The sequence below is a fragment of the Acinetobacter haemolyticus genome (assembly GCF_900406815.1).
In the GTDB taxonomy this organism is placed as follows: domain Bacteria; phylum Pseudomonadota; class Gammaproteobacteria; order Pseudomonadales; family Moraxellaceae; genus Acinetobacter; species Acinetobacter haemolyticus_A.
This window is the reverse complement of sequence record NZ_OVCN01000009.1, coordinates 18,882-41,233: the sequence shown is the minus strand read 5'-3', so window position 1 is coordinate 41,233 and position 22,352 is coordinate 18,882. Positions and strand designations below refer to the sequence as shown.

Genomic DNA, 22,352 nt, shown 5'->3' with positions numbered 1-22,352 from the left:
TTAATAAATAAATTAAATTTAAAAAAGTTAGCACACTCACTGCAATAGTAATAGCACACAACATCATTGGGATATTGTGAATCTCACTTACCTTCCTGCAAAAGCTTGGCAGGCAGGTTTTAAAAGGAAAAAGAAAATGTCTGTCGTTGAACAAATCAACCAACAAGCCCAATTTGAACAAGAACAGCAACAACGTGCATATCAGGTTCTACAAAATGAAAAAAGCATGCCTGTAAAAATGTGGACCAATGGTGTACTTGTTGATGACAACTCAAAACAACAATTGCTGCAAACAGCACAAATGCCGTTTATTTATAAATGGATGGCAGTGATGCCAGACGTGCACTTTGGTTTGGGTGCAACGATCGGAAGTGTAATTCCAACCAAAGGTGCGATTATCCCTGCTGCTGTAGGTGTCGATATTGGATGTGGAATGATGGCAACTCGCACTAGCTTAACTGCATCGGATTTACCTGATAATTTACATGCTTTACGTACTGAACTTGAACGTTTAATCCCACATGGGATGACCAAAGGTCGTGGACGAGATCGTGGTTCTTGGGAAAACCCACCTGAAATAGTGGATCAAGCTTGGGCGGGTTTAGTGGCAGACTTTGAATTGATCTGTGCCAAGCACCCTCGTCTAAAGAATACCAACAACCGAAAACAGTTAGGAACTTTAGGTACAGGAAATCACTTTGTCGAAATCTGTTTGGATGAACATGATCATGTTTGGATTATGTTGCACTCAGGTTCTCGTGGTGTGGGTAATGCCATCGGCAATCATTTTATTGAGCTTGCACGCAAAGATATGCAGAAACACTTTATTAATTTACCGAACAAAGATTTGGCATATTTAGTCGAAGGAACTGAGCATTTTGATGATTATTGGTTTGCTGTAGGTTGGGCACAACGCTTTGCCATGAAAAACCGTGAAATCATGATGCAGTCAGCGATTAAAGCTTTAGCAACGATTATTCCAAAACCATTTAATGCCAAACTGGAAGCAGTGAACTGTCATCATAACTACGTGGAAAAGGAAGAACATTACGGCGAAGAAGTGATGGTAACCCGTAAAGGTGCTGTAAGTGCCAAGCTTGGACAATATGGAATTATTCCAGGTTCAATGGGTGCTAAGTCTTTCATCGTTCGTGGTCTTGGAAATCAGGAATCTTTCTGTTCATGTTCACATGGTGCAGGTCGTGTGATGAGTCGTGCTGAAGCCAAACGCCGATTCACTGTGGAAGATCAGATCGCACAAACTGAAGGTGTGGAATGCCGTAAAGATGCTGCTGTTATTGATGAAATTCCATCGGCTTATAAACCGATTGAGGATGTAATGAATGCACAAAAGGATTTGGTTGAAGTAGTGTATACCTTACGGCAAGTGGTTTGTGTGAAAGGTTGATTTAATCAACCAAATTGAAACAGGAATTGTGCAATTTGAATGAGCAATAAAACATTTATATGAAAATGCGTTTGTACCAGCTATTACTTTAGCTGGTGCTGCAGAAGGTATTTTTAGTGAAATCAAAAATGGCTATTCATACTGACAGTATATTCATTAAATTAGAAAATAAGGAAAATAGAAGTGAAAAAAGCTTTGGCAAACACGCCAGTAACCATCCAAATTGATGGTTCACAGGGTGAAGGTGGTGGACAAATTTTAAGAACCGCTCTTGCCCTTTCGATGATTACAGGTCAAGCATTTGAATTAAGCAATATTCGTGCTGGACGAAAAAAACCGGGCTTAATGCGTCAGCATTTGGTCTGTGTCGAGGCATCTCAACACATCAGCCAAGCTTATGTGGAAGGTGCTGAACTCCATAGCCAACGTCTATACTTTGCACCACAGCATGTGCAGAGCGGAAAATACCAATTTCAGATTGGTTCGGCAGGAAGTACAACACTGGTTTTACAAACCCTATTGCCTGCATTGTTATTGCAAAACGAAGCCAGTGAACTCACGATTTCTGGCGCTACCCATAACCCACTTGCACCAACAGCAGATTTTATTGAGCATTGCTTTTTGCCAGCATTAGAAAAACTTGGAATAGAGGTCGAGTTTAAGTTAAATAAAGCAGGCTTCTTTCCGATTGGTGCAGGTGAAATTCAAATCAAGATTCAACCTTGGCAACATCAAAGCAAACTAAGTTTACTAGAGCGTGGTAGTTTGCAAAGTACTGATGCTTTTGCAGCCGTATTAAATCTTTCAGAAGAAGCGCAAATCGCACAACGAGAATTGGCCACGTTAAATCAAAAACTGAAACTGAATACTCAGCAGCAATTCCATTTAAATGGTATCAGTCAAGGAAATACTGTATATGTCAAAGTTGAGCACGAGAACCATGTTCAGCTATTCACCGCATTAGGTGAAATGCGAAAAAGTGCTGAACAAATTGCCAATCATCTAGCTAAACAAGTGAAGCAATATATTGATTCTCAAGCGGTTGCAGATGAATATTTGGCGGATCAGCTATTATTACCTTTGGCATTAGGTCAAGGTGGAGAATTTACGGCACAATTTATTAGCGAACATACCCGTAGTCAGGCTCACATGATTGAAAGATTTATTGATTGTGAAATTGAATTTATCGAACTGGACAAAAATCTGTTTCAAGTCACTGCTAAAGTTTAAGATGTACTAGCTCAATCATGAGCTTCTTTACTATGAAAACTTATTTTACAGATTCTAACGCCGTCACCAACAACTTCCAGCATTTTTCTACCGTATCCACTTTAACCCGTTCTCCCGGTGCATGGGCGCCCTGAATATCTGGACCAAAGGATACCATCTGCAAGTCAGGATAGTGTTCCGCGATAATACCGCACTCCAAGCCCGCATGAATCACTTTCAAGTTCGGTTCAATTTCAAATGCGGATTGATAAGCTTGTTGTAGACACTTTAATGCAGCCGAATCTGGATTCGGTGTCCAACCTGAGACTAAGGGTGTTAGCTCGGACTGAATGCTAAACTTTGCAAAGTACTGTTGAATATGATGTGCAAAGGCTACTGCATCTTGATTCACCATCGAACGAACCATAATCAAAGTTTTGGCTTCATCTTTGGTCAGCTTAATCACACCAATATTATTCGATGTTTCCACCACATCAGGTAAAGCAGTACTCCATTTCGCAATACCATAAGGACAATCTGCCAATGCTTTCAACCAATCATTTTGCTGTTGCAAGCTAATAACTTCATTTATCTGATTAACGTTTTGCTGTACGGTGATTTGTAATTGATCATCAATGCCCTGCAGTTTTTGCTGCCATTTAGCTTGTGTCGCCGCAACTGCTTTGTCTAATTCGGGAAATTGTTCTGCTTGAATTGCAATGGTTGCTACCGCTTCACGCGGGATGGCATTGCGCGCTGTTCCACCGACAAATTCAACCAGCCGACCATTTGATTGTGTTAAAAAATCATTTAAAAAATTAGCTAATATCACATTAGCATTGCCACGACCTAAATGAATATCAACGCCTGAGTGACCGCCTTTTAATCCAGAAACAAGTAGATCAACATAGATTAAATCATTCGGTGCAATTTCATACTCAAGTGGCTGTTGTACTTCAATATCAATACTTCCAGCGCAACCAAGATAGAGTTCGCCCCATTCTTCGGTATCGATATTAAATAACCATTGCCCTGTTAAAACACCCGACTTAAGTAAACGAGCACCGCTCATTCCTGCTTCTTCATCAATCGTCAAAAGTACTTCAATCGGCCCATGCGCAATATCATCTGATTCTAATACCGCCAACGCCAGTGCAACTCCGATACCATTATCTGCACCCAACGTGGTATTTTCAGCAATCAACCAGCCATCTTTTAATATTGGTCGAATCGGATCTTTAAAAAAGTCATGTTGCGTGCCACGATTTGCCTGAGTCACCATATCCAGATGCCCTTGCAAAATCACACCTGCAACTTGTTCTTTACCAGCTGTGGCAGCTTTTCGAATAATCAGATTACCAATGTCATCGACATAGGTTTCTAGGTTACGCTGTTCCGCCCAATCTTTGAGATGCTGTCGTAATTGTTGTTCATGTTTTGATGGTCGAGGAATCGTGCACAAAGTCTCAAAATGTCGCCAAACCACTTGGGGAGATAATTTAGAAAAATCGACCTGTATCATGCACATATACTCTCAAATAAAGCGTTTAAACAAATATACACCATACACCGAAACGGTCATGATGTTAAATCACTTCATTTAAGATCACATGCTCAAAGTTGACTTAGCTTTTCCATACAAACTTAGAAAAGCTATGTTCAGCTTTTAAACTATTTTCAACAGCTTGAGCCAATTGGCGGATAATACTTTGCGTCTCGATCTTTTCAAACCAAGCTAACTCTTGCTGAGGGTTTGCCGTGATCTCACACAAAATATGTCCTTCCGAGTCTTGTTGCGAACACAGAATAGAAAGTGGCAGCTGATGATTGTCGATACGAACTTCGATTTTTTCATGTTCATGACGCATATGCTGTGCATCAAAACCGTATTGTTCTAATTGTTTATACAATAATGCAGCCACATATTCTTGCGTGATATAGCATTCATTTGGCGGATGATCAATTAACCCATGCTTAGGGCAATCTGCTATAAATTGCAATGTTTTCATGGTATTCCCTCTATTTTTATGTTTTTAGCTGGATCACAGCTTAAAACCGACTCGTACGGTATGAATTATTATATATACAATTGTGTTTTATTGATTAGCCGATTGTCTTACTTCTTTTATTAATTTGATAAATTTCGACCCGATTAGATATGTACATCTTCTTATCGTTCATCTAATCAATTAAACCAAACATTTTATGTTCAGTTTAATCATTAGATCTAAATTGAAAAACAGGTTAAAGACCGCGCCAATCCACACGGGCATTACGTTCAGTTGAGTAAATGCGTTGTACATATTGTCCAATCGGAAGATCTAACAAATAGTCATAATATTCTTTTAACTCTCCACCAAATTGATCAACGCCATCATTTTCCAACTCCCAAGGTGTTCCCTTAATCACCAACAATGGCGCAAGCATGGAACAAACGGAAATATCTGCCAATCCTAAACGATCACCCACTAGATAACGACCTTGATTGTCAATCAAACGTTGATTTAAGTCCGTAATTAACTCTGTCATACGCACTTTGGAATGGGCGACTTTTTCTGGATTTAATTGATAATTTGAAGCCACCAAACTTTTAAGAATTGGCTTTGAAAATTTCTCAAATTGACGCAAATAACCTTGCTCTCCCATCATAATTTCAAGTGGATGGTCGCTAGTGGAAAGTGCTTGTGCCAATGACCATCGACGTACATGAATACCCAGTTCATTTGCAAGCACATCTATTTCAATAGCTTGTTCACGTAATTGTTCATCACGCCGTAGTAAGGCATGCTCAGGATATGTACTGTCAAGGTACAGAGCGATTTGCGTTGAATCTGCAACCCACTGCTTATCGTCCTTCAACATCGGCAAATAGTTTTGCCCAGACTTTAAATAGGTAAACGCACGATGAAAACCCGGAATTAAATTATGTGCCACATAATCCAATTCTTTATGATCTAGCAACCAGCGAGCTTTTTCACAATAATGAGATAAAGGAAATTGGTATAAAACCCGCATAAACACTCCAAATTTATTTTTCTATTCGATCAAACATAAGCTTTTTGATACTTTAGAAGTAAAAGTGAATGATTACAATGTCGTTTTTGCTCTATCTTTTTTAAATTTTGGCTAAAAATATTTATATGTTTTTAAGGTGAAAATATTCATTTACTTCATAAAAGTATAGACCTTAAGAATTAAGAAAACGTCTTAAAGAGTTAAATATTTGTTTTACCATTAAATTCCATATTACTTTTTATGTGCTTTTTCTCAAAAAAAATGCTTAATAATTATTATGATATCTAAGTCAAAACTTCTAATTTAGTTGAAAAGTAATTTTTATGTAAAGTCCCTCTTATCTATTAGAGGTGCTCACATGTCCAGTAATCAATCAGTGATCCAAGCTCAAACACAACTGATTTCAAATGATCAGCAGGCCATCAATGCTGCCTATCAAGTTGCTGACTTTGCATTAGAAGATCGCAATCATCGTGATCAAAATCGGATTTTGCCGACAGAACAAATTATTCAGTTTAGCCAAAAAGGCCTTGGCGGAATCCGTATACCACAACAATATGGGGGTGCTTTTGTCTCCAATAAGACCTTGGCACATGTGTTTCGTATTTTAACGAAAGCCGATGCCAATGTCGGACAAATTCCACAAAACCAGTTTGGTCTTTTAAATTTTATCAATATCACCGGTTCAGATGTACAAAAACAGTTTGTCTATACTGAAATTTTGGCAGGCAAACGCATTGCCAATGGTGGGCCAGAAAAAAACTCCAAAGATACCAAAGCCATTCAAACCACATTAAGGTTAGAAAATGGTCAATACTTTTTAAACGGGGAAAAATTTTACTCGACTGGCACCAGCTTTGCGGATTGGTTAGCGATTCGAGCCTTACATCCAGATGGTTATACCGTATTGACTCTGGTTGAGCGTCATGCCGAAGGCGTTGAAGTGATTAATGACTGGAATGGCTTTGGTCAACGTACTACAGCCAGTGGAACGGTAAAACTACACAACGTCGTTGTTGATCCTGCACTATTTTTTGATGAGCGCATTATTGCCGATACCCCAAATGTTCGCGGTGCTTATTCTCAACTTTTGCAAGTTGCGATTGATGTTGGGATTGCAGAAGCAGCCTTTAATGACACTTTATCTAGCATTCGTAAAGCACGTCCAATTGTTGATGCAGGTGTAGAAAAAGCCAGTGAGGAACATTACACCCTACAAGAGGTCGGCAAACTGAATATCCTGCTCGATGCAGCCATTTTATTACTGGATGAGGCAGCTGAATATCTGGATGAACTGGATCAACTCGCTGAGATTTCTGCCGAGCAAGCTGCACGTGCTTCGATTCTGGTGGCAGAAGCAAAGATTTATGCCAATGACGCTGCCCTGCATATCTCAGAAAAATTACTCGAACTTGGTGGTAGCCGAGCCAGCCTGAGCCAACATAATCTTGATCAGCATTGGCGCAATGCTCGCGTACATACCTTACATGATCCTGTGCGTTGGAAATTCCATGCCATCGGTGACTATTACCTCAATGGTACGCACCCTGCCCGCCATGCCTGGATTTAAGGAGCAAATCATCATGACCTCTTATCAAGAATTACAAGGTTTTTCCAAAACCAATTTTAAAGCAGCACATATTATTCAAAACGATGCTGAAGCATTGGAAATTGCCACACAACTCAGTCAACAGTTTAAACAAACAGCCGTTGAACGTGATGCCAATAGAAACTTGCCGTTTACTGAAATCGAAGCGTATAGCCAGTCAGGTTTATGGGCAATTACCGTACCTAAACAGTATGGCGGTGCAGAGGTTTCAAGTCTTACCGTTGCCAAAGTGATTGCCCTATTTAGTGGTGCGGATGGTTCAATCGGTCAAATTCCACAAAACCATTTTTATGCACTGGAAGTATTACGCAATACCGGTACCGAAGCACAAAAGCAGCGTCTCTATCAGGAAGTATTACAAGGTGCACGTTTTGGTAATGCGCTGGCTGAGTTTAAAACCCGTACCTCAGCACATAAACAAACCACCTTAATCCCAAGCGAAAACGGTTATCTGATTCAGGGGGAAAAGTTTTATTGCACGGGTAGTCTCTTTGCCCATCGTATTCCAACCTTAGTGGTGGATGAATCTGGACGCGAATTTCTGGCTTTTGTACAGTGCGACAGTCAAGGTTTGGAGCTGATTGATGACTGGTCTGGTTTTGGTCAACGTACTACAGGCAGCGGCACAGTCAAGTTTAATCAGGTCTTCGTTGCCAAAGAGGATGTGATTCCGTTTGACACCGCATTCAAACAACTGTCTTTGGTCGGGCCATTTGCTCAAATCATGCATGCCGCAATTGAAGTCGGGATTGCTCGCGCGGCCTTTGAGGAAACGTTGCAACGCGTGCGTGTCGCTCGCCCCTGGATTGATGCCAATATTGATTCCGCTACCCAAGATCCGTTAACCCTATCTGAATTGGGTCGTGTCGCAACCGATGTCAAAGCCAGTGAATTACTCCTCAAACAGGCGGCTCGATCTGTTGATGCTGCCAAACAGGATCTCAATCCAGAAAGCTTAGCCAAAGCCTCAATTGATGTTGCTAAAGTTCGTGCGCATAGTACTGAAACAGCGTTAAAGGCATCTTCTAAATTGATTGAACTAGCTGGCAGTCGTGGTAGTCAACGTGCCGATGGGCTGGATCGTCACTGGCGTAATGCGCGTGTACACACCTTGCATGATGCTGCACGCTGGAAATATTACTTCATCGGTAATTATGTGCTGAATGGCATTCTGCCTCCACGTCGGGGGACATTGTAATGACTCAAACCACTGCTAAAAAAATCTTGTTAAATGCCTTTGATATGAATTGTGTCGGTCATATCAATCATGGCTTATGGACGCATCCGCGTGATCAATCACATCGCTTTAATGAACTGAATTATTGGACTGAATTGGCACAAACTTTAGAACAAGGTTTGTTTGATGGTTTATTCCTTGCTGATATTACAGGTGTTTATGATGTCTATCAGAATGGCATCGATCTCACTCTGAAAGAATCAATTCAACTGCCAAGCCATGACCCTTCCACCCTGATTTCAGCCATGGCTTTGGTCACGCAGAATTTGAGTTTTGGTGTCACGGTCAATCTCAGCTATGAGCAGCCCTATCAATTTGCACGGCGTTTTGCCAGTCTCGATCATTTAACTCAAGGTCGTTTGGGCTGGAATATTGTCACTGGCTATCTGGACAGTGCTGAACGCTTGATTGGACAAAAAGGCTTAAAAGATCATGATGCACGTTATGATCAAGCCGAGGAGTTCTTACAACTTTGCTATCAATATTGGGAAGGTTCCTGGGAAAATGACGCCTTAAAGAAAGACAAACAACAGCGTATTTTTACTGACCCCAAAAAAGTACACTCGATCAATCATCAAGGGCAATATTACCAAAGCCAAGGGGTATTTCAGGTTGCGCCATCGGTACAGCGCACACCAACTCTCTTTCAGGCAGGTGCTTCACCGAAAGGACTACAGTTTGCTACGCGTCATGCCGAATGTATTTTTATTGGTGGTGATCAACCAGAAAAGATTCGTCAACAAGTCAATAAAATACGTATACAAACAACACAGCAAGGTCGAGATCAAGATGCGATTAAAATCTTTGTCGGCATTACCATTGTAGTCGCGGAAACACATGAACTTGCACAGCAAAAACTGGCTGAATACCGTCAATATGCCAGTCCTGAAGCAGGTTTAGCACATTACGCCAGTTCAGTCGGAATTGATCTTGCCAAGTTTGCAGATGATGAAGCGATTCCATATCAAAAGAGCAATAGCATTGCTTCAGTCAATGAGAAATTTAAAGAACAGCGCATCAGCAAAAATGACCTGAAAGCACAGCATGTGCTAGGTGGGCGCTATCCACTCATCGTCGGTAGTGGCACTGAAGTTGCTGAATATCTCATTGAACTACTCGATCAAACTGGCATTGATGGTTTTAACCTGACGCGTACGGTTGCACCTGAATCACACTATGATTTCATTCGACTGGTGATCCCTGAGTTACAGCAACGTGGTCGTTATAAAACTGAATATGCCACAGGTTCACTGCGTAACAAATTGTTTGCCCAAGGCGATCTTTTAACTGCAAGCCATCCTGCTGACCAATTCCGATGTAGAACGCATAACAACGCAGATCACCTAAAAATAATTGAAGAAATTAGTGCTTAACATTTAAGAAAAGAATTGGAGAAATATATGGCTCAAACAGCCTCTAAAAAATGGCTCGGTATTGGCTTGGTCGTTGTTGCGATTATTGCCTTATTGATCTGGAATAAACACAGACAAAGCAGTAATAGTGAACTGGTAATTGGAATAAGTCCTTCTTTTGCTCATCCGCTTCAAGTCGCAGCGGATGAAGCCAAACAACAGGGATTAAATGTCAAACTGGTCGAGTTTTCCGACTGGAATACCCCGAATATCACCTTAAGTCATGGCGATATCGATGCGAACTTTTTCCAGCATCAGCCCTTTCTGGATAATTCCATTAAAGAAACTGGCTTTAAGTTAAAGTCATTTGCTGCGGGTGCGGCTTCGCATGTTGGGCTGTATTCAGAAAAATATAAAAGTTTTGATGAACTCCCGAATGGTGCAACTGTTGCGATTCCGAATGATCCTGTCAATCAAGGTCGTGCTTTATTGCTGTTGCAACAAGCCAAGCTGATTGAACTGAAAGACAGCAATAATCATCTTTCTGCACTGAAAGACATTACCGCAAATCCGAAGAACCTCAAATTTACTGAAGTTGAAGGACCTCAAACTGCACGTGCCATTGATGATGTTGATCTCGCTTTTGGTTATCCGCACTACTTACGTTTGGCCAAAACGGCTGATCCTGAAAGTGCCTTGTTGTTTGATGACAACACCAATAAGCGTTATGCGATTTTATTTGTGGTGCGTGATGACTATCAGGACAAAGACAACAAACTACAGAAATTTGTCGAGATTTATCAAAATTCACCCAAAGTGAAAGCGGCCTTGGATAGCGATTTCGGTCCAACCTTGTGGTTCCCTGGCTGGAAATAAGGAGAACGATGATGGTGAGTTTTGGTTCACAAGTCGATTTTTCAGTCCCTCATCTGAAAATACGCGGTTTAAATAAGTTTTATGATGTACAGGGCCAACGCTTACATGCCTTAAAAGACATTCATCTCGATATTCCCAAAGCACAGATTGTCGGGATTATTGGGAAAAGCGGTGCTGGTAAATCCTCCCTACTCCGTACCCTAAATGGACTGGAGTCGATTGATACCGGCAGTATCCTGATTCATCAGCAAAATATTGCTGAACTCAGCCATGCCGAGTTGATCAAGGCCCGGCAGAAAATTGGCATGATCTTTCAGCATTTTAATTTAATGTCTGCCAAAACGGTGTGGGAAAATGTGGCTCTACCACTGCGAATCGCAAGTTATGACAAGGCTGAGATTGAGCAACGGGTCAGTAATGTCTTGAAGCTGGTAGGTTTGGATGCAAAGCGACATGATTATCCCTCCCAACTGTCGGGAGGACAGAAACAACGTGTCGGTATTGCGCGTGCCTTAGTCTCTCAACCTGAAATTCTACTATGTGATGAAGCCACTTCTGCACTCGACCCAGAAAGTACCGCAAATATTTTGGCTTTGCTGAAACAGATTAACCAGAACCTTGGTTTAACCATTGTTTTGATCACCCATGAAATGCATGTCATCCAAGAAATTTGTGATCAGGTGATCGTGATTGATCAGGGTGAAATCGTTGAGTCTGGGCAGATCTGGTCGGTATTTTCCAATCCGCAACAACAGATCACACAGGAATTACTCAACTTTGAACAGGTGAATTTACCTTTTGAACTTAGCCCAACCATTCTGCCACAGAGTACCCATCAGCTTTTAAAACTGAAATATGTCAGTGAATCTAGATCGGTACCTGATTTATATGAATTACTGGATAGATTTAACAGCCCCGTTCAGGTGTATTACAGTCAGATTGATACCATTCAACAGCGAACCATTGGTTCACTAGTGATTGGGATTGGCAATCTCGAGTTTGATCTGAACAGCCCCAAATTTGTAAAACATCCAGCCATAACACAACTTGAGGTGATCGGTTATGTACAATCAACTCATTGATCTGTTACTGACAGGAACCACCGATACTTTAATCATGGTCGGTGTCTCTGCAATTCTCGCCTTTTTGATTGGTTTGCCGATTGCCTTGATTCTGGTCAGCACCGCCGATTTTGGCATTTATCCTTCCAAGAAAATCAATCAGTCCTTAGGCTGGGTGATTAATATTACCCGTTCTGTACCCTTCCTCATTTTAATGGTGGCTTTGATTCCATTTACCCGATGGATTGTCGGCACCAGCTATGGAATCTTGGCGGCAATTGTGCCCTTAACTATCGCCGCGATTCCTTTCTTTGCCCGTATTGCGGAAGTCAGCCTACGTGAAGTCGATCAAGGGCTGATTGAGGCAGCGCAAGCAATGGGCTGTAATCGCAAGCAGATTCTTTGGAACGTGCTGCTCCCGGAAGCATTACCTGGTATTATCGCAGGTTTTACCGTGACTATTGTCACGATGATCAGCTCTTCTGCCATTGCCGGTGCAATAGGTGCAGGTGGTCTAGGCGATATTGCCTATCGTTATGGCTATCAACGTTTTGATATGCAAGTGATGCTTGCTGTGATTTTGGTCCTGATCGTTTTGGTCATGTTGGTGCAGGCCACTGGCGATCACATTGCCCAACAACTGGATAAACGCAAAGTTTAAGCCCGAATGGATCCTCTACTCTAGCCATGACTTTGTCATGGCTTTCATGTAAAATCAGCAGCAATTTTTAAATAACACATTTGTGAGTGGTTTCATGGGTTTTAATTGCGGTATTGTTGGTCTGCCAAACGTAGGTAAATCTACATTATTTAATGCATTAACAAAGGCAGCGATTGCTGCTGAAAACTTTCCGTTCTGTACCATTGAACCCAATACAGGGATTGTACCTGTTCCAGATCCACGTTTAGACAAACTTACAGCAATTGTTAAACCACAACGCGTTATTCCGACTACAATGGAATTCGTTGATATTGCAGGTTTGGTTGCTGGTGCATCAAAAGGTGAAGGTTTGGGTAACCAATTCCTTGCCAATATTCGCGAGACAGATGCAATTGCACATGTCGTACGTTGTTTTGAAGATGAAAACGTCATTCACGTAAATGGTAAAATTGACCCATTAGATGACATCGCGACCATCAATACTGAACTTGCACTTGCGGATCTTGATACAGTTGCAAAAGCATTATTACGCTTAACTAAAGCAGCAAAAGGTGGCGATAAAGAAGCAATCGCAACCAAAGCAGCTTTAGAAAAAATCCAACCTTTACTTGACGAAGGTAAACCAGCGCGCGCCGCTGACTTGTCTGATGACGAACGTAAAGCTGTTCGTGGTTTTGGCTTAATGACACTTAAGCCAACCATGTATATTGCCAACGTTGCAGAAGATGGTTTTGAAAATAACCCACACCTTGAAGCAGTAAAAAAACTCGCTGCTGAAGAAAATGCGATTGTTGTTCCGCTTTGCAACCAAATCGAAGCTGAAATTTCATTGCTTGAAGATGAAGATCGCGCTGAATTCTTAGAAGCAATGGGTATGGAAGAACCTGGCCTAAACGTGGTAATCCGTGCGGGTTATAACTTACTCGGCTTACAAACTTATTTCACTGCGGGTGTACAAGAAGTTCGTGCTTGGACAGTTAAAATCGGTGCAACTGCGCCTCAAGCAGCAGGTGTGATTCACACTGACTTTGAAAAAGGCTTTATTCGTGCAGAATGTATTTCTTACGATGACTTTATTCAATACAATGGTGAAAACGGCGCCAAAGAAGCAGGAAAATGGCGTTTAGAAGGTAAAACCTATGTCGTTCAAGACGGTGATGTTCTTCACTTCCGCTTTAACGTATAAATTAACTTTTTGATTTCCAAACCGCCAATGATGATCTTATTGGCGGTTTTTTTATTCTTTCAACACAACATTAAGAGATAGTTTGCGTTTTCATATCCATTGCCGCACGCTTCATTTTTGCTTCTTTTAAAATACGCTCATGCAGAGGCTTACGGAAACCCAGCATAAAAATAAATTCAGCTAAAACAAACAATGGTCCGATGGCTAAACCAATCAAATCATCAACAAATGCGGGTTTTTTCTTTTCAAAATAATGTCCAACGAATTGAAATACCCAACCCACTACGAAAATACCAATACTTGCTCCTAACCAACTCCACATTGGCAACGATGCTATTTTTATGGCAAGCGGATATGCCGCTATAAATAGAATCAGCATCAGAAGACCAAAGAGTTTATCCAATGAAATATAGTAAATTGTACTCAATCCAATCAACAGCATCGCTAAGGTGATTGAAAAGCCTGAAATCTCAATACCTGCTCTTGCAGCGAGACACAAGATTGAGAAAACAATCAGTGGAATACCTATAAAATGAGTCACAATATTATGACGATCTAAATGATAAGCCGCATATTGGCTAAGTTGACGCTCCAAATTTGTCATGTCGCATTCCTCATATTATTTCTATATGTTATTAATCTATAAGAAATCCAAAAACCAAGTTGTCAAATAGCTGACAAATAGGTTTCTATTTTTGAAAGGGAAAAGTAGTGCTAGATCCTATTTATATTCACCATTTGCAGCAAAACTCCTGGTATCAACACCTAGCAGAGCCATTTCAAAACTTTATTCTTAAACATGGCAAAAAACTTATCATTGAAAAAAATGCTGCTGTGTTCAATGCCCAAGATCTATTCGATGGTGTTTACGGTGTGCTTGAGGGTTCGATTAGTTTGGGTTACATCGATGTAAATGGCAATGAAGCAATCGCTGCAATTGCGGAACCGATCATGTGGTTTGGTGAAATCTCATTGATCGATAAGCAGCCAAGATCACATGATGCAATTGCACTGAAAAAAAGTGTTGTTTTACAAATCCCTGCACAGCCACTAAAAGAATTTTTATTACAAAACCCTTTTTATTGGTACTACTTTGCCTTGCTCACCAGTCAGAAATTACGTTATGTGTTTCTAGAACAAATTGCGATTCAGACCCAGAGCATTACTCAACGCCTAGCGCAGCGGCTACTCTTTATATTGGAGGGATATGGTAATCGAGCTTCTATTAATGATCTGAATATTCAAATATCTCAAGATCAACTCGCCAATATGCTCACGGTGTCGAGGCAGACTATAAATCAAGAGCTTAACCATTTAGAAAAACAAGGAGTTATTCAATTAGGGTTTAAAAAAATACAGGTTATTGATTTAAAAAAATTAAAAGCGTTGTCCACAATGGGTAACCTAAATGATTAAAGCCCATGTAATCTTCATCTTGTTGAAAAGATCACACAGGCTAAAAGATACAGCATTCAATACCAATAAAGCATTGGCATTGAATTAAAACCTATTTAAATGGCGATTCCAAATGGATACCCATTTTTCCGACACGCTTTTCCCAAAGTTGTCTTGCCAATTTCTGCATATCCTCGACTTTATCACCTTCATCAAGAATTTCAATCCCTAAGAGCGTTTCAACAACATCCTCTAAGGTCACGACCCCTTTGGTATCACCATATTCGCCAACAACTAGCGCAATATGCTGTCGTTGTTCCAATAAGATTTCCATTAATCTGGATAAAGGAGTTTTTGCCATGACTGTGATCAATTCACGTCGGAACTCATTAATTGAATGCTCACCTTGTTCTTTATTTTTTGCAACTAACAAATCTTCACGTAGCACAAAACCCACTACGCTATCGAGATCATCCTCATAAATAGGCAAACGCGAAAAATTCGATACAGTCGGTATGGCAAGTGCTTCATCAACCGTTAGATCTTTTTGCAAAGCTGAAACAACAATTCTCGGTGTCATTACTGTACTGGCATCAAAAGATTTGAACAAAAAGAGATTTCGGATAATTTTAGATTCTCGATCATTCAACATCCCCTCTTCTTTACCAATACCCGCCATCGCCACAAACTCATCACGGCTGAATTGTTGCGCTTTTTTATCGCCAGAAATGAGTTTGGTTAACTTTTCTGAAACAATAATTAATGGATACATGGTTTTGATAAGAAAATTGACATAAATACCCGTAAAGGAAGCCAATTGACGCCAATATACAGCACCAAGAGTTTTAGGAATGATTTCTGAAAGGAACAGAATCAGTAAAGTCATCACAGCGGAGAAAACGCCGAACCAAACTTGACCAAATACTGAGATCGCCTTAGCACCTGCACCAATCGCACCAACCGTATGTGCTATGGTATTTACGGTTAGGATCGCAGCTAGGGATTGATCAATATTGTCTTCTTTTAAACGTCGTAACTGTTCAGCTTTTTTAGGATTTGTTTCCTTGAGGCCAGCAATATAGCTTGGCGTAATACTGAGTAATGTTGCTTCAGCTATCGAACATAAAAACGAAAAAAATAGTGCTAAAACAACATATAATAATAAAAGTAATGCATCACCACTGAAGACAGAAGCAAAAGAGATTTGTCCAAAAGTTTCTGAAATTAAACTGGGAGTATCCATATGAGAACTTGGCTTTTAACCACAGGTTCCTTACGCAATTGAGGAAATTTATCCTACGTTCTCCATGGTTCTGAGTCAATCATTTCAGAAAAATTTCAACACTATTTCTTTACAATTTATAACCTTAGCAATGACGACTTATTTAGGTGAGGTATTCCCTAATGCTGGGTTATCAATCGCACCTTTACATTGGGTTTTATCCCTTTCATAGTCGGCTTGCTTTTGAGTTGCACTGTTGGCATTTGCGAGTACATCTCTAGCCCAGCTATCTAAGCTGGTAAGGGCTTTACGGCACAGCGCATATTTCCCTTCTGTAACTGAATCCGTCATTTTGACATTGATTCGCCAATCTGTGCTCAATTGGCGCAATGGCTTTCTTACCTTTTCTTCTATTTCATCAACTTGTTTATCATAAACAAGTTGATCAATGTCATTGATTAATTGCCAAGCCGCATTTGCATATGCAGTCGCGTCATTGGTTAGTCTCGGTGCAGGCTTGATCTCAACCTTTTTTTCAGGCTCATTACTGCCATTACCACACGCGATAAGTAATAAGGGGGTACATAACACCATTGCTGTGACACAGGTTTTAGTCTTTAACATCTGAAAATGATCACCGAAACTTTTGCGACTTATGCTAGTCAATTTAGAAATAATTCTCAATCTTTGTTACTGATTTACCAAACACCTAATCATAAGAAATTACGATTTTAAACGCTTAAAAACCATTGAAATATTTTTGGGAAAAAAGCAGATAAATTACCACTGAATGATGATGTAAATGTCTAAGCAGATCGTAGGCATTTAGTTCACTCTTTTTTGTCTAACAAAAACCATGTTTTTTGTCTAACACAAGCTTAATTCCGTAAAAAGTTCTGCTATGCTTAAACACAAATTATTCAGGATAGGATTATTCGCATGAGCGTCACTCTAGGAACTCCACTTCAATCTTCTGCATTTAAGGTTTTACTGTTAGGTTCTGGAGAGCTTGGTAAAGAAGTCGTTATTTCTCTACAACGCTTAGGTGTCGAAGTTCATGCTGCTGATCGCTATGATCATGCGCCAGCAATGCAAGTAGCGCATTATGCTTATACCTTAAATATGGCTGATCCTACTGAATTAAAAAAACTGATTGAGAAAATTAAACCTAATTTAATTGTTCCTGAAATCGAAGCAATTGCAACTGAAGTACTCGTTGAGATTGAACAAAGCCAAACTGCAACGGTGATTCCTTCTGCTAAAGCCGTTAATTTAACGATGAACCGTGAAGGAATTCGTCGCTTAGCAGCAGAGGAACTTGGTTTGCCAACTTCCGCTTATCGTTTTGCCAACACACTTGAAAGCTTCCGTGCTGCTTGTGACGATATAGGCTATCCGAACTTTGTAAAACCAGTAATGTCTTCTTCTGGTAAAGGTCAATCACGCGTAAAAAACTTCAATGAAGTTGATGCCGCTTGGGAATATGCAATGCAAGGTGGGCGTGTCAACCAGGGTACGGTTATTGTTGAATCACAAATTGATTTTGATTTTGAAATTACCCTATTGACGGTACGTGCGAAAAATCCTGAAACAGGTGAAATCGAGACCCATTACTGTGATCCAATCGGCCACCGTCAAGATGCTGGTGACTATGTAGAAAGTTGGCAACCTCAACCGATGACAGCAACTGCATTACAAGAATCAAAACGCATTGCCAATAAAGTCACAACCGCTTTGGGTGGCTGTGGTATTTTTGGTGTAGAGTTGTTCATCAAAGGTGATCAAGTTTGGTTTAGTGAAGTCTCTCCTCGTCCACACGATACAGGTCTAGTGACATTGGCTTCTCAATTCCAAAGCGAGTTTGAACTACATGCACGAGCAATATTAGGTTTACCTGTGAATACAGCACGTCATAGTGTTGCAGCCAGTGCCGTGATCTATGCGGGTGTTGATGCAAATAACTTAAGTTTCTCTGGCCTAAATCTTGCTTTAGCTAATCCAAACACGGACTTACGTTTATTTGGCAAACCTGAAGGCTTCAAACGTCGTCGTATGGGTGTTGCTACTGCACGCGCTGAAAATACTGAGCTTGCTCGTGAATTAGCTCAGCAAGCAGCTGACCAAGTGAGCGTACAAACAAACTCTTAACCTGATTGAGTAGACCCATTTTCATGATCAATACATCTCCATTGTTAAACTACGTGACCAGTCATCATGATATTCAAGCTATTAACCAATGGCGAACGGATGTAGAAAAGCAGTTGCAAGAGAGCTATGAAAATGGGCAATCCATTCGCGATGTCATCAAAGCAAGATCAAACTCTATTGATGAAGCCCTTATATTCCTTTGGAATCATGCAGGATTAGCTCAAACTGAATTAGGTTTATTTGCGGTTGGCGGTTACGGTCGTCATGAGATGCTTCCGTATTCAGATACGGATATCATGATTTTGTCTGAAAATGAAATTAACGAGGAACAAGAGAAACTCATATCCACGTTTATTTCATCGCTTTGGGATGTCGGTAACTTCAAACCTGGTATCAGCGTCCGTACCATTCAAAACTGTGTCGAACAAGCGAGTAATGACTTAACGGTTGCAACAACGTTGATTGAAGCACGTTTAATTACGGGCAAAGAACAACTAGCGAAATGGCCGCGTCGAATCGTTGCTCAAACATGGACGGATCAAACTTTCTATGATGCGAAAATGCAAGAGCAGGCAAAACGCTATGCTCAGCATAATAATACAGAAAGTAATCTAGAACCTGATATTAAAAATGCGCCAGGCGGTATCCGAGACATTAATCAAATTGGTTGGATTGCAAAACGTCATTTCCGTGTAAACCGTATTTATGACCTTGTACACCTTGGTTTTATTACGGAATTTGAGCTAGGCGTATTGGAAGAAGCAGAAAGCTTTTTATGGGAAATCCGCACCCATTTACATCGCCTCGCAAAACGAGATGAGAACCGTTTATTATTTGAATATCAACGTGATATTGCTGCAAAATTTGGCTATGTTCGAGAAGAAGGTCAACCTGTAAACTTTGCAGTCGAACAATTCATGAAGCGCTATTATCGCACAGCGCAACAGGTTTCAACCCTGAATGAAATGCTACTGGCTTATTTCAATGAATCAGTAATTACACCTCGTTTACCAGACTATGAACGCCATATTATCGATATTAATGAACGTTTTAAAATCGTTGATGGCAAATTGGCAGTACAGCATCACAAGGTTTTCTCAGAAGAACCAAGCGCTATCTTAGAATTATTCTATTTGCTGGCAAATCGACCTGAAATCACCGGTATCCGTGCACGTACCCTACGTTTATTAGTACTTGCGGCAAAACGTATTGATCAACGTTTCCGTGACAATCCTGTTCATCAAGCCCTGTTCATGTCTATTATTCGTTCACCTCACCGTTTATATGAAACAATGGTTTCGATGAAACGTTATGGTGTATTGGGTAATTACATTCCAGCTTTTGGACAAATCACAGGCTTAATGCAATACGATTTATTCCATATCTATACAGTGGATGCTCATACTCTATTACTACTACGTAACCTTAGTCGTTTTAAAGAACCTGAATTTGCCAAAGAATTTCCTGTCGTAAGCTCCGTTTTCCAACGTATTTCGCGCCATGACATTGTTTATCTCGCGGCAATTTTCCATGATATTGCAAAAGGTCGTGGTGGTGATCACAGTGAGCTTGGTGCAATTGATGCCATCGAATTCTGTCGCACTCATGGTTTTACTGAACGTGAATGCAAACTGGTTGCATGGTTAATCAACAATCACCTCCTCATGTCACTCACTGCACAGAAAAAAGATATTTCTGATCCTGATGAAGTAAAAGAGTTTGCTGAAAAAATCGGTGATATGGAGCATCTTGATTATCTTTATACCTTGACGGTAGCGGATATCAATGCAACTAATCCAAAACTTTGGAATACTTGGCGCGCTTCGCTCATGCGTCAACTCTATACTTATTCACGTGATGTGATTCGCTCTGGTCTGGGTCGTCCTGTTGATTACCAAATGCTGATCGAAGACACCAAATTTGCTGCCAGTGAATTATTGGTTAATGATTTCTCCCTCGCCGAAGTTGAAAAAGTTTGGCAAGAGCTTGGTGATGAATATTTTGTTAAAGAGTCAGCCAATGAAATTGCATGGCATACTCAAGCCATATTACAACATGGGGATAACCCAGAACCTTTGGTTTTACTTCGTGCCCACCGCAACGCTGCAGATGATGCGGTTCAGATCTTTATTTATACACGTGATCAACCGAACTTGTTCGCAACAACAGTAGCGGTACTCGATCGGATGAATCTAGACGTACAAGATGCACGTATTATCACTGCCTCAACCTCGTTTAGTCTGGACACTTACTTAGTCCTTGATCGTTTTGGCACCTTACTCACCGACCCAGAACGCGAGCGTAAAGTTAAAGCGGCGCTAATTGAAGCATTGAGCCACTCAGATCAATATCCTGGCATTATGCAACGCCGAATTCCGCGCCATTTACGTCACTTCGATATACAAAACACGGTTGATATTGTACTCAACCCAGCTTTACAACAGCATATGGTTGAAATCTCAACACTCGATCAACCGGGTTTACTGGCTCGTATCGGTGGATTATTTATGCTGCAAGGCTTAGATATTCATTCTGCTAAAATCGCAACGCTTGGTGAGCGTGCAGAGGATATTTTCTTTGTCACCAAGAAAAATGGTGTATTGCTCACCGATGAAGAAGTAAAGGCTTTTGCTGAAACATTAAAAGCAGCATTGGATGAAGCTTCTAATCAAGTTTGCAATCCAACTTAAAAACATCTTGCGGAGCTACAATCGCTCCGCATCCCCTTTGTTAAAATGGGGAGACTTTTCATTCTTATTTTTGGTAATGTTTAAATGAACTCAAGCTTGTCTCTATTGCATCCCTATCCTTTTGAAAAGCTAAATCAACTTTTTAAAGAGGTGCAACCTGCCAACTTACCATTGATTCCACTCTCAATTGGTGAGCCAAAACATCCAGCACCTGAGTTCGTTAAACAAGCCATTATTGATAATTTCGCGCATTTATCTACCTATCCAAATAGTAAAGGTTTACCTGAGTTACGCCAAAGTATTGCACAATGGCTGACAAACCGTTTTAAATTGAACACTATCAGTGCAGAAGATCATATTCTGCCTGTTTCTGGAACACGTGAAGGTATTTTTTCGTTTGTGCAATCACTCATTAAACGTGAAGATGAACCTTTTATCGTCATGCCAAACCCCTTCTATCAGATATATGAAGGTGCTGCACTACTTGCAGGCGCTAAACCTTATTTCATCAACTGCACTGAAGAAAATGGTTATTTAGGCGATTTTGATGCAGTCCCTGCTGAAGTTTGGGAAAAAACAGCATTATTGTTTGTATGTACACCAGGAAATCCGACTGGAACAGTACTGTCAAAAGAACAATTTAAAAAATTAATTGCTTTGTCAGACCAATATAATTTTGTGATTGCATCCGATGAATGTTATTCGGAGCTATGGTTCGATCAAGCACCTGTTGGGCTATTAGAAGTTTGTGCAGAAATGGGACGTGATGATTATAAGAATTGCATCGTATTTCACTCACTTTCTAAACGTTCTAACTTACCCGGTATGCGTTCTGGTTTTGTAGCTGGAGATGCGACTTTATTAAAACCTTATTTACAATATCGCACTTACCATGGTGCTGCGATGCCAGTTCAGCATCAATTGGCATCCATTTCAGCTTGGAATGACGAAGCACATGTTGAAGAAAACCGTCAACAATACCGTGCCAAATTTGACTTATTCCAATCGGAACTGGGTCATCTACTGCCTTTACAAAAACCTGATGCCGGCTTCTATTATTGGTTAAAAGTGGATAATGATGAAACTTTTGCCAAAATGCTCATAGAAAAAGCCCATATCAAAGTTTTGCCAGGCCGTTATCTTTCTCGTGATACTGAACAAGGCAATCCCGGTGAAGGTCATGTCCGAATGGCCCTGGTCGCAGATCTAGCTCAATGTGAAGAGGTCGTGAAACGTCTGAAAGCGATTCTTTAATTTATACGATCAAAGGAATCCATAAACTG

19 protein-coding genes are annotated in these 22,352 nt (G+C 40.6%); 13 read left to right on the top strand and 6 right to left on the bottom strand.

Features of this window, described 5'->3' with window-relative positions:
- The first annotated feature begins 136 nt into the window (after positions 1–136).
- Positions 137–1,408, top strand: coding sequence for an RtcB family protein (locus DK207_RS07720; RefSeq protein WP_109440685.1), 1,272 nt, complete (start codon positions 137–139; stop codon positions 1,406–1,408).
- A 183-nt stretch (positions 1,409–1,591) separates the two neighbouring features.
- Positions 1,592–2,638 (top strand): RNA 3'-terminal phosphate cyclase, encoded by a 1,047-nt coding sequence (gene rtcA / locus DK207_RS07715; protein ID WP_109440684.1) that lies wholly within the window; start codon positions 1,592–1,594, stop codon positions 2,636–2,638.
- 40 nt (positions 2,639–2,678) lie between these two features.
- Here the strand turns inward: rtcA and DK207_RS07710 are convergent, their stop codons facing one another.
- From DK207_RS07710 to DK207_RS07700, 3 genes are all read right to left on the bottom strand, one after another.
- On the bottom strand, positions 2,679–4,139 hold the full coding sequence (locus tag DK207_RS07710) for an aminoacyl-histidine dipeptidase (RefSeq protein ID WP_109440683.1): 1,461 nt from the start codon (positions 4,137–4,139) through the stop codon (positions 2,679–2,681).
- A gap of 103 nt (positions 4,140–4,242) precedes the next feature.
- Positions 4,243–4,626, bottom strand: a complete 384-nt coding sequence (locus DK207_RS07705; protein WP_005080406.1) for a hypothetical protein — start codon at positions 4,624–4,626, stop codon at positions 4,243–4,245.
- Between the two features lie 235 nt (positions 4,627–4,861).
- Entirely contained in the window at positions 4,862–5,632 is a 771-nt protein-coding gene (locus DK207_RS07700) for a glutathione S-transferase family protein (protein ID WP_109440682.1), read from the bottom strand.
- Positions 5,633–5,990: 358 nt separating this feature from the next.
- Between DK207_RS07700 and DK207_RS07695 the strand changes: the two genes are divergently transcribed.
- The 7 genes from DK207_RS07695 to ychF all read left to right on the top strand — a co-directional run bounded on the left by DK207_RS07695 (position 5,991) and on the right by ychF (position 13,614).
- Positions 5,991–7,202: an SfnB family sulfur acquisition oxidoreductase gene (locus tag DK207_RS07695; RefSeq protein WP_109440681.1), complete on the top strand. Its 1,212-nt coding sequence runs from the start codon at positions 5,991–5,993 to the stop codon at positions 7,200–7,202.
- 13 nt (positions 7,203–7,215) lie between these two features.
- Positions 7,216–8,439, top strand: a complete 1,224-nt coding sequence (locus DK207_RS07690) for an SfnB family sulfur acquisition oxidoreductase (RefSeq protein WP_109440680.1) — start codon at positions 7,216–7,218, stop codon at positions 8,437–8,439.
- Positions 8,439–9,851, top strand: coding sequence for an LLM class flavin-dependent oxidoreductase (locus tag DK207_RS07685; RefSeq protein WP_109440679.1), 1,413 nt, complete (start codon positions 8,439–8,441; stop codon positions 9,849–9,851). The genes DK207_RS07690 and DK207_RS07685 overlap by 1 nt, the downstream gene beginning before the upstream one ends.
- 27 nt (positions 9,852–9,878) lie before the next feature.
- Positions 9,879–10,706: a MetQ/NlpA family ABC transporter substrate-binding protein gene (locus tag DK207_RS07680; protein ID WP_109440678.1), complete on the top strand. Its 828-nt coding sequence runs from the start codon at positions 9,879–9,881 to the stop codon at positions 10,704–10,706.
- Between the two features lie 11 nt (positions 10,707–10,717).
- Positions 10,718–11,788, top strand: coding sequence for a methionine ABC transporter ATP-binding protein (locus DK207_RS07675; RefSeq protein ID WP_109440677.1), 1,071 nt, complete (start codon positions 10,718–10,720; stop codon positions 11,786–11,788).
- On the top strand, positions 11,769–12,428 hold the full coding sequence (locus tag DK207_RS07670) for a methionine ABC transporter permease (protein WP_109440676.1): 660 nt from the start codon (positions 11,769–11,771) through the stop codon (positions 12,426–12,428). The genes DK207_RS07675 and DK207_RS07670 overlap by 20 nt, the downstream gene beginning before the upstream one ends.
- A gap of 94 nt (positions 12,429–12,522) precedes the next feature.
- On the top strand, positions 12,523–13,614 hold the full coding sequence (ychF, locus tag DK207_RS07665; protein WP_109440675.1) for a redox-regulated ATPase YchF: 1,092 nt from the start codon (positions 12,523–12,525) through the stop codon (positions 13,612–13,614).
- 70 nt (positions 13,615–13,684) lie between these two features.
- Here the strand turns inward: ychF and DK207_RS07660 are convergent, their stop codons facing one another.
- On the bottom strand, positions 13,685–14,218 hold the full coding sequence (locus DK207_RS07660) for a DUF962 domain-containing protein (RefSeq protein WP_109440674.1): 534 nt from the start codon (positions 14,216–14,218) through the stop codon (positions 13,685–13,687).
- A 107-nt stretch (positions 14,219–14,325) separates the two neighbouring features.
- Here DK207_RS07660 and DK207_RS07655 point away from each other — a divergent pair, with 107 nt between their 5' ends.
- Positions 14,326–15,030 (top strand): Crp/Fnr family transcriptional regulator, encoded by a 705-nt coding sequence (locus tag DK207_RS07655; protein WP_109440673.1) that lies wholly within the window; start codon positions 14,326–14,328, stop codon positions 15,028–15,030.
- A 91-nt stretch (positions 15,031–15,121) separates the two neighbouring features.
- On the opposite strand, the gene DK207_RS07650 is transcribed toward DK207_RS07655, so the two are convergent.
- A complete protein-coding gene (locus tag DK207_RS07650) occupies positions 15,122–16,252 on the bottom strand; it encodes a CNNM domain-containing protein (protein ID WP_109440672.1) in 1,131 nt (376 codons plus the stop codon).
- Between the two features lie 138 nt (positions 16,253–16,390).
- Positions 16,391–16,855, bottom strand: coding sequence for a hypothetical protein (locus DK207_RS07645; protein ID WP_109440671.1), 465 nt, complete (start codon positions 16,853–16,855; stop codon positions 16,391–16,393).
- 306 nt (positions 16,856–17,161) lie between these two features.
- Here DK207_RS07645 and purT point away from each other — a divergent pair, with 306 nt between their 5' ends.
- The 3 genes from purT to dapC all read left to right on the top strand — a co-directional run bounded on the left by purT (position 17,162) and on the right by dapC (position 22,323).
- A complete protein-coding gene (gene purT / locus DK207_RS07640) occupies positions 17,162–18,379 on the top strand; it encodes a formate-dependent phosphoribosylglycinamide formyltransferase (protein WP_171293651.1) in 1,218 nt (405 codons plus the stop codon).
- A gap of 23 nt (positions 18,380–18,402) precedes the next feature.
- A complete protein-coding gene (gene glnD, locus DK207_RS07635; RefSeq protein ID WP_109440669.1) occupies positions 18,403–21,069 on the top strand; it encodes a [protein-PII] uridylyltransferase in 2,667 nt (888 codons plus the stop codon).
- Positions 21,070–21,153: 84 nt separating this feature from the next.
- A complete protein-coding gene (dapC, locus tag DK207_RS07630; protein ID WP_109440668.1) occupies positions 21,154–22,323 on the top strand; it encodes a succinyldiaminopimelate transaminase in 1,170 nt (389 codons plus the stop codon).
- Positions 22,324–22,352 lie beyond the last annotated feature (29 nt).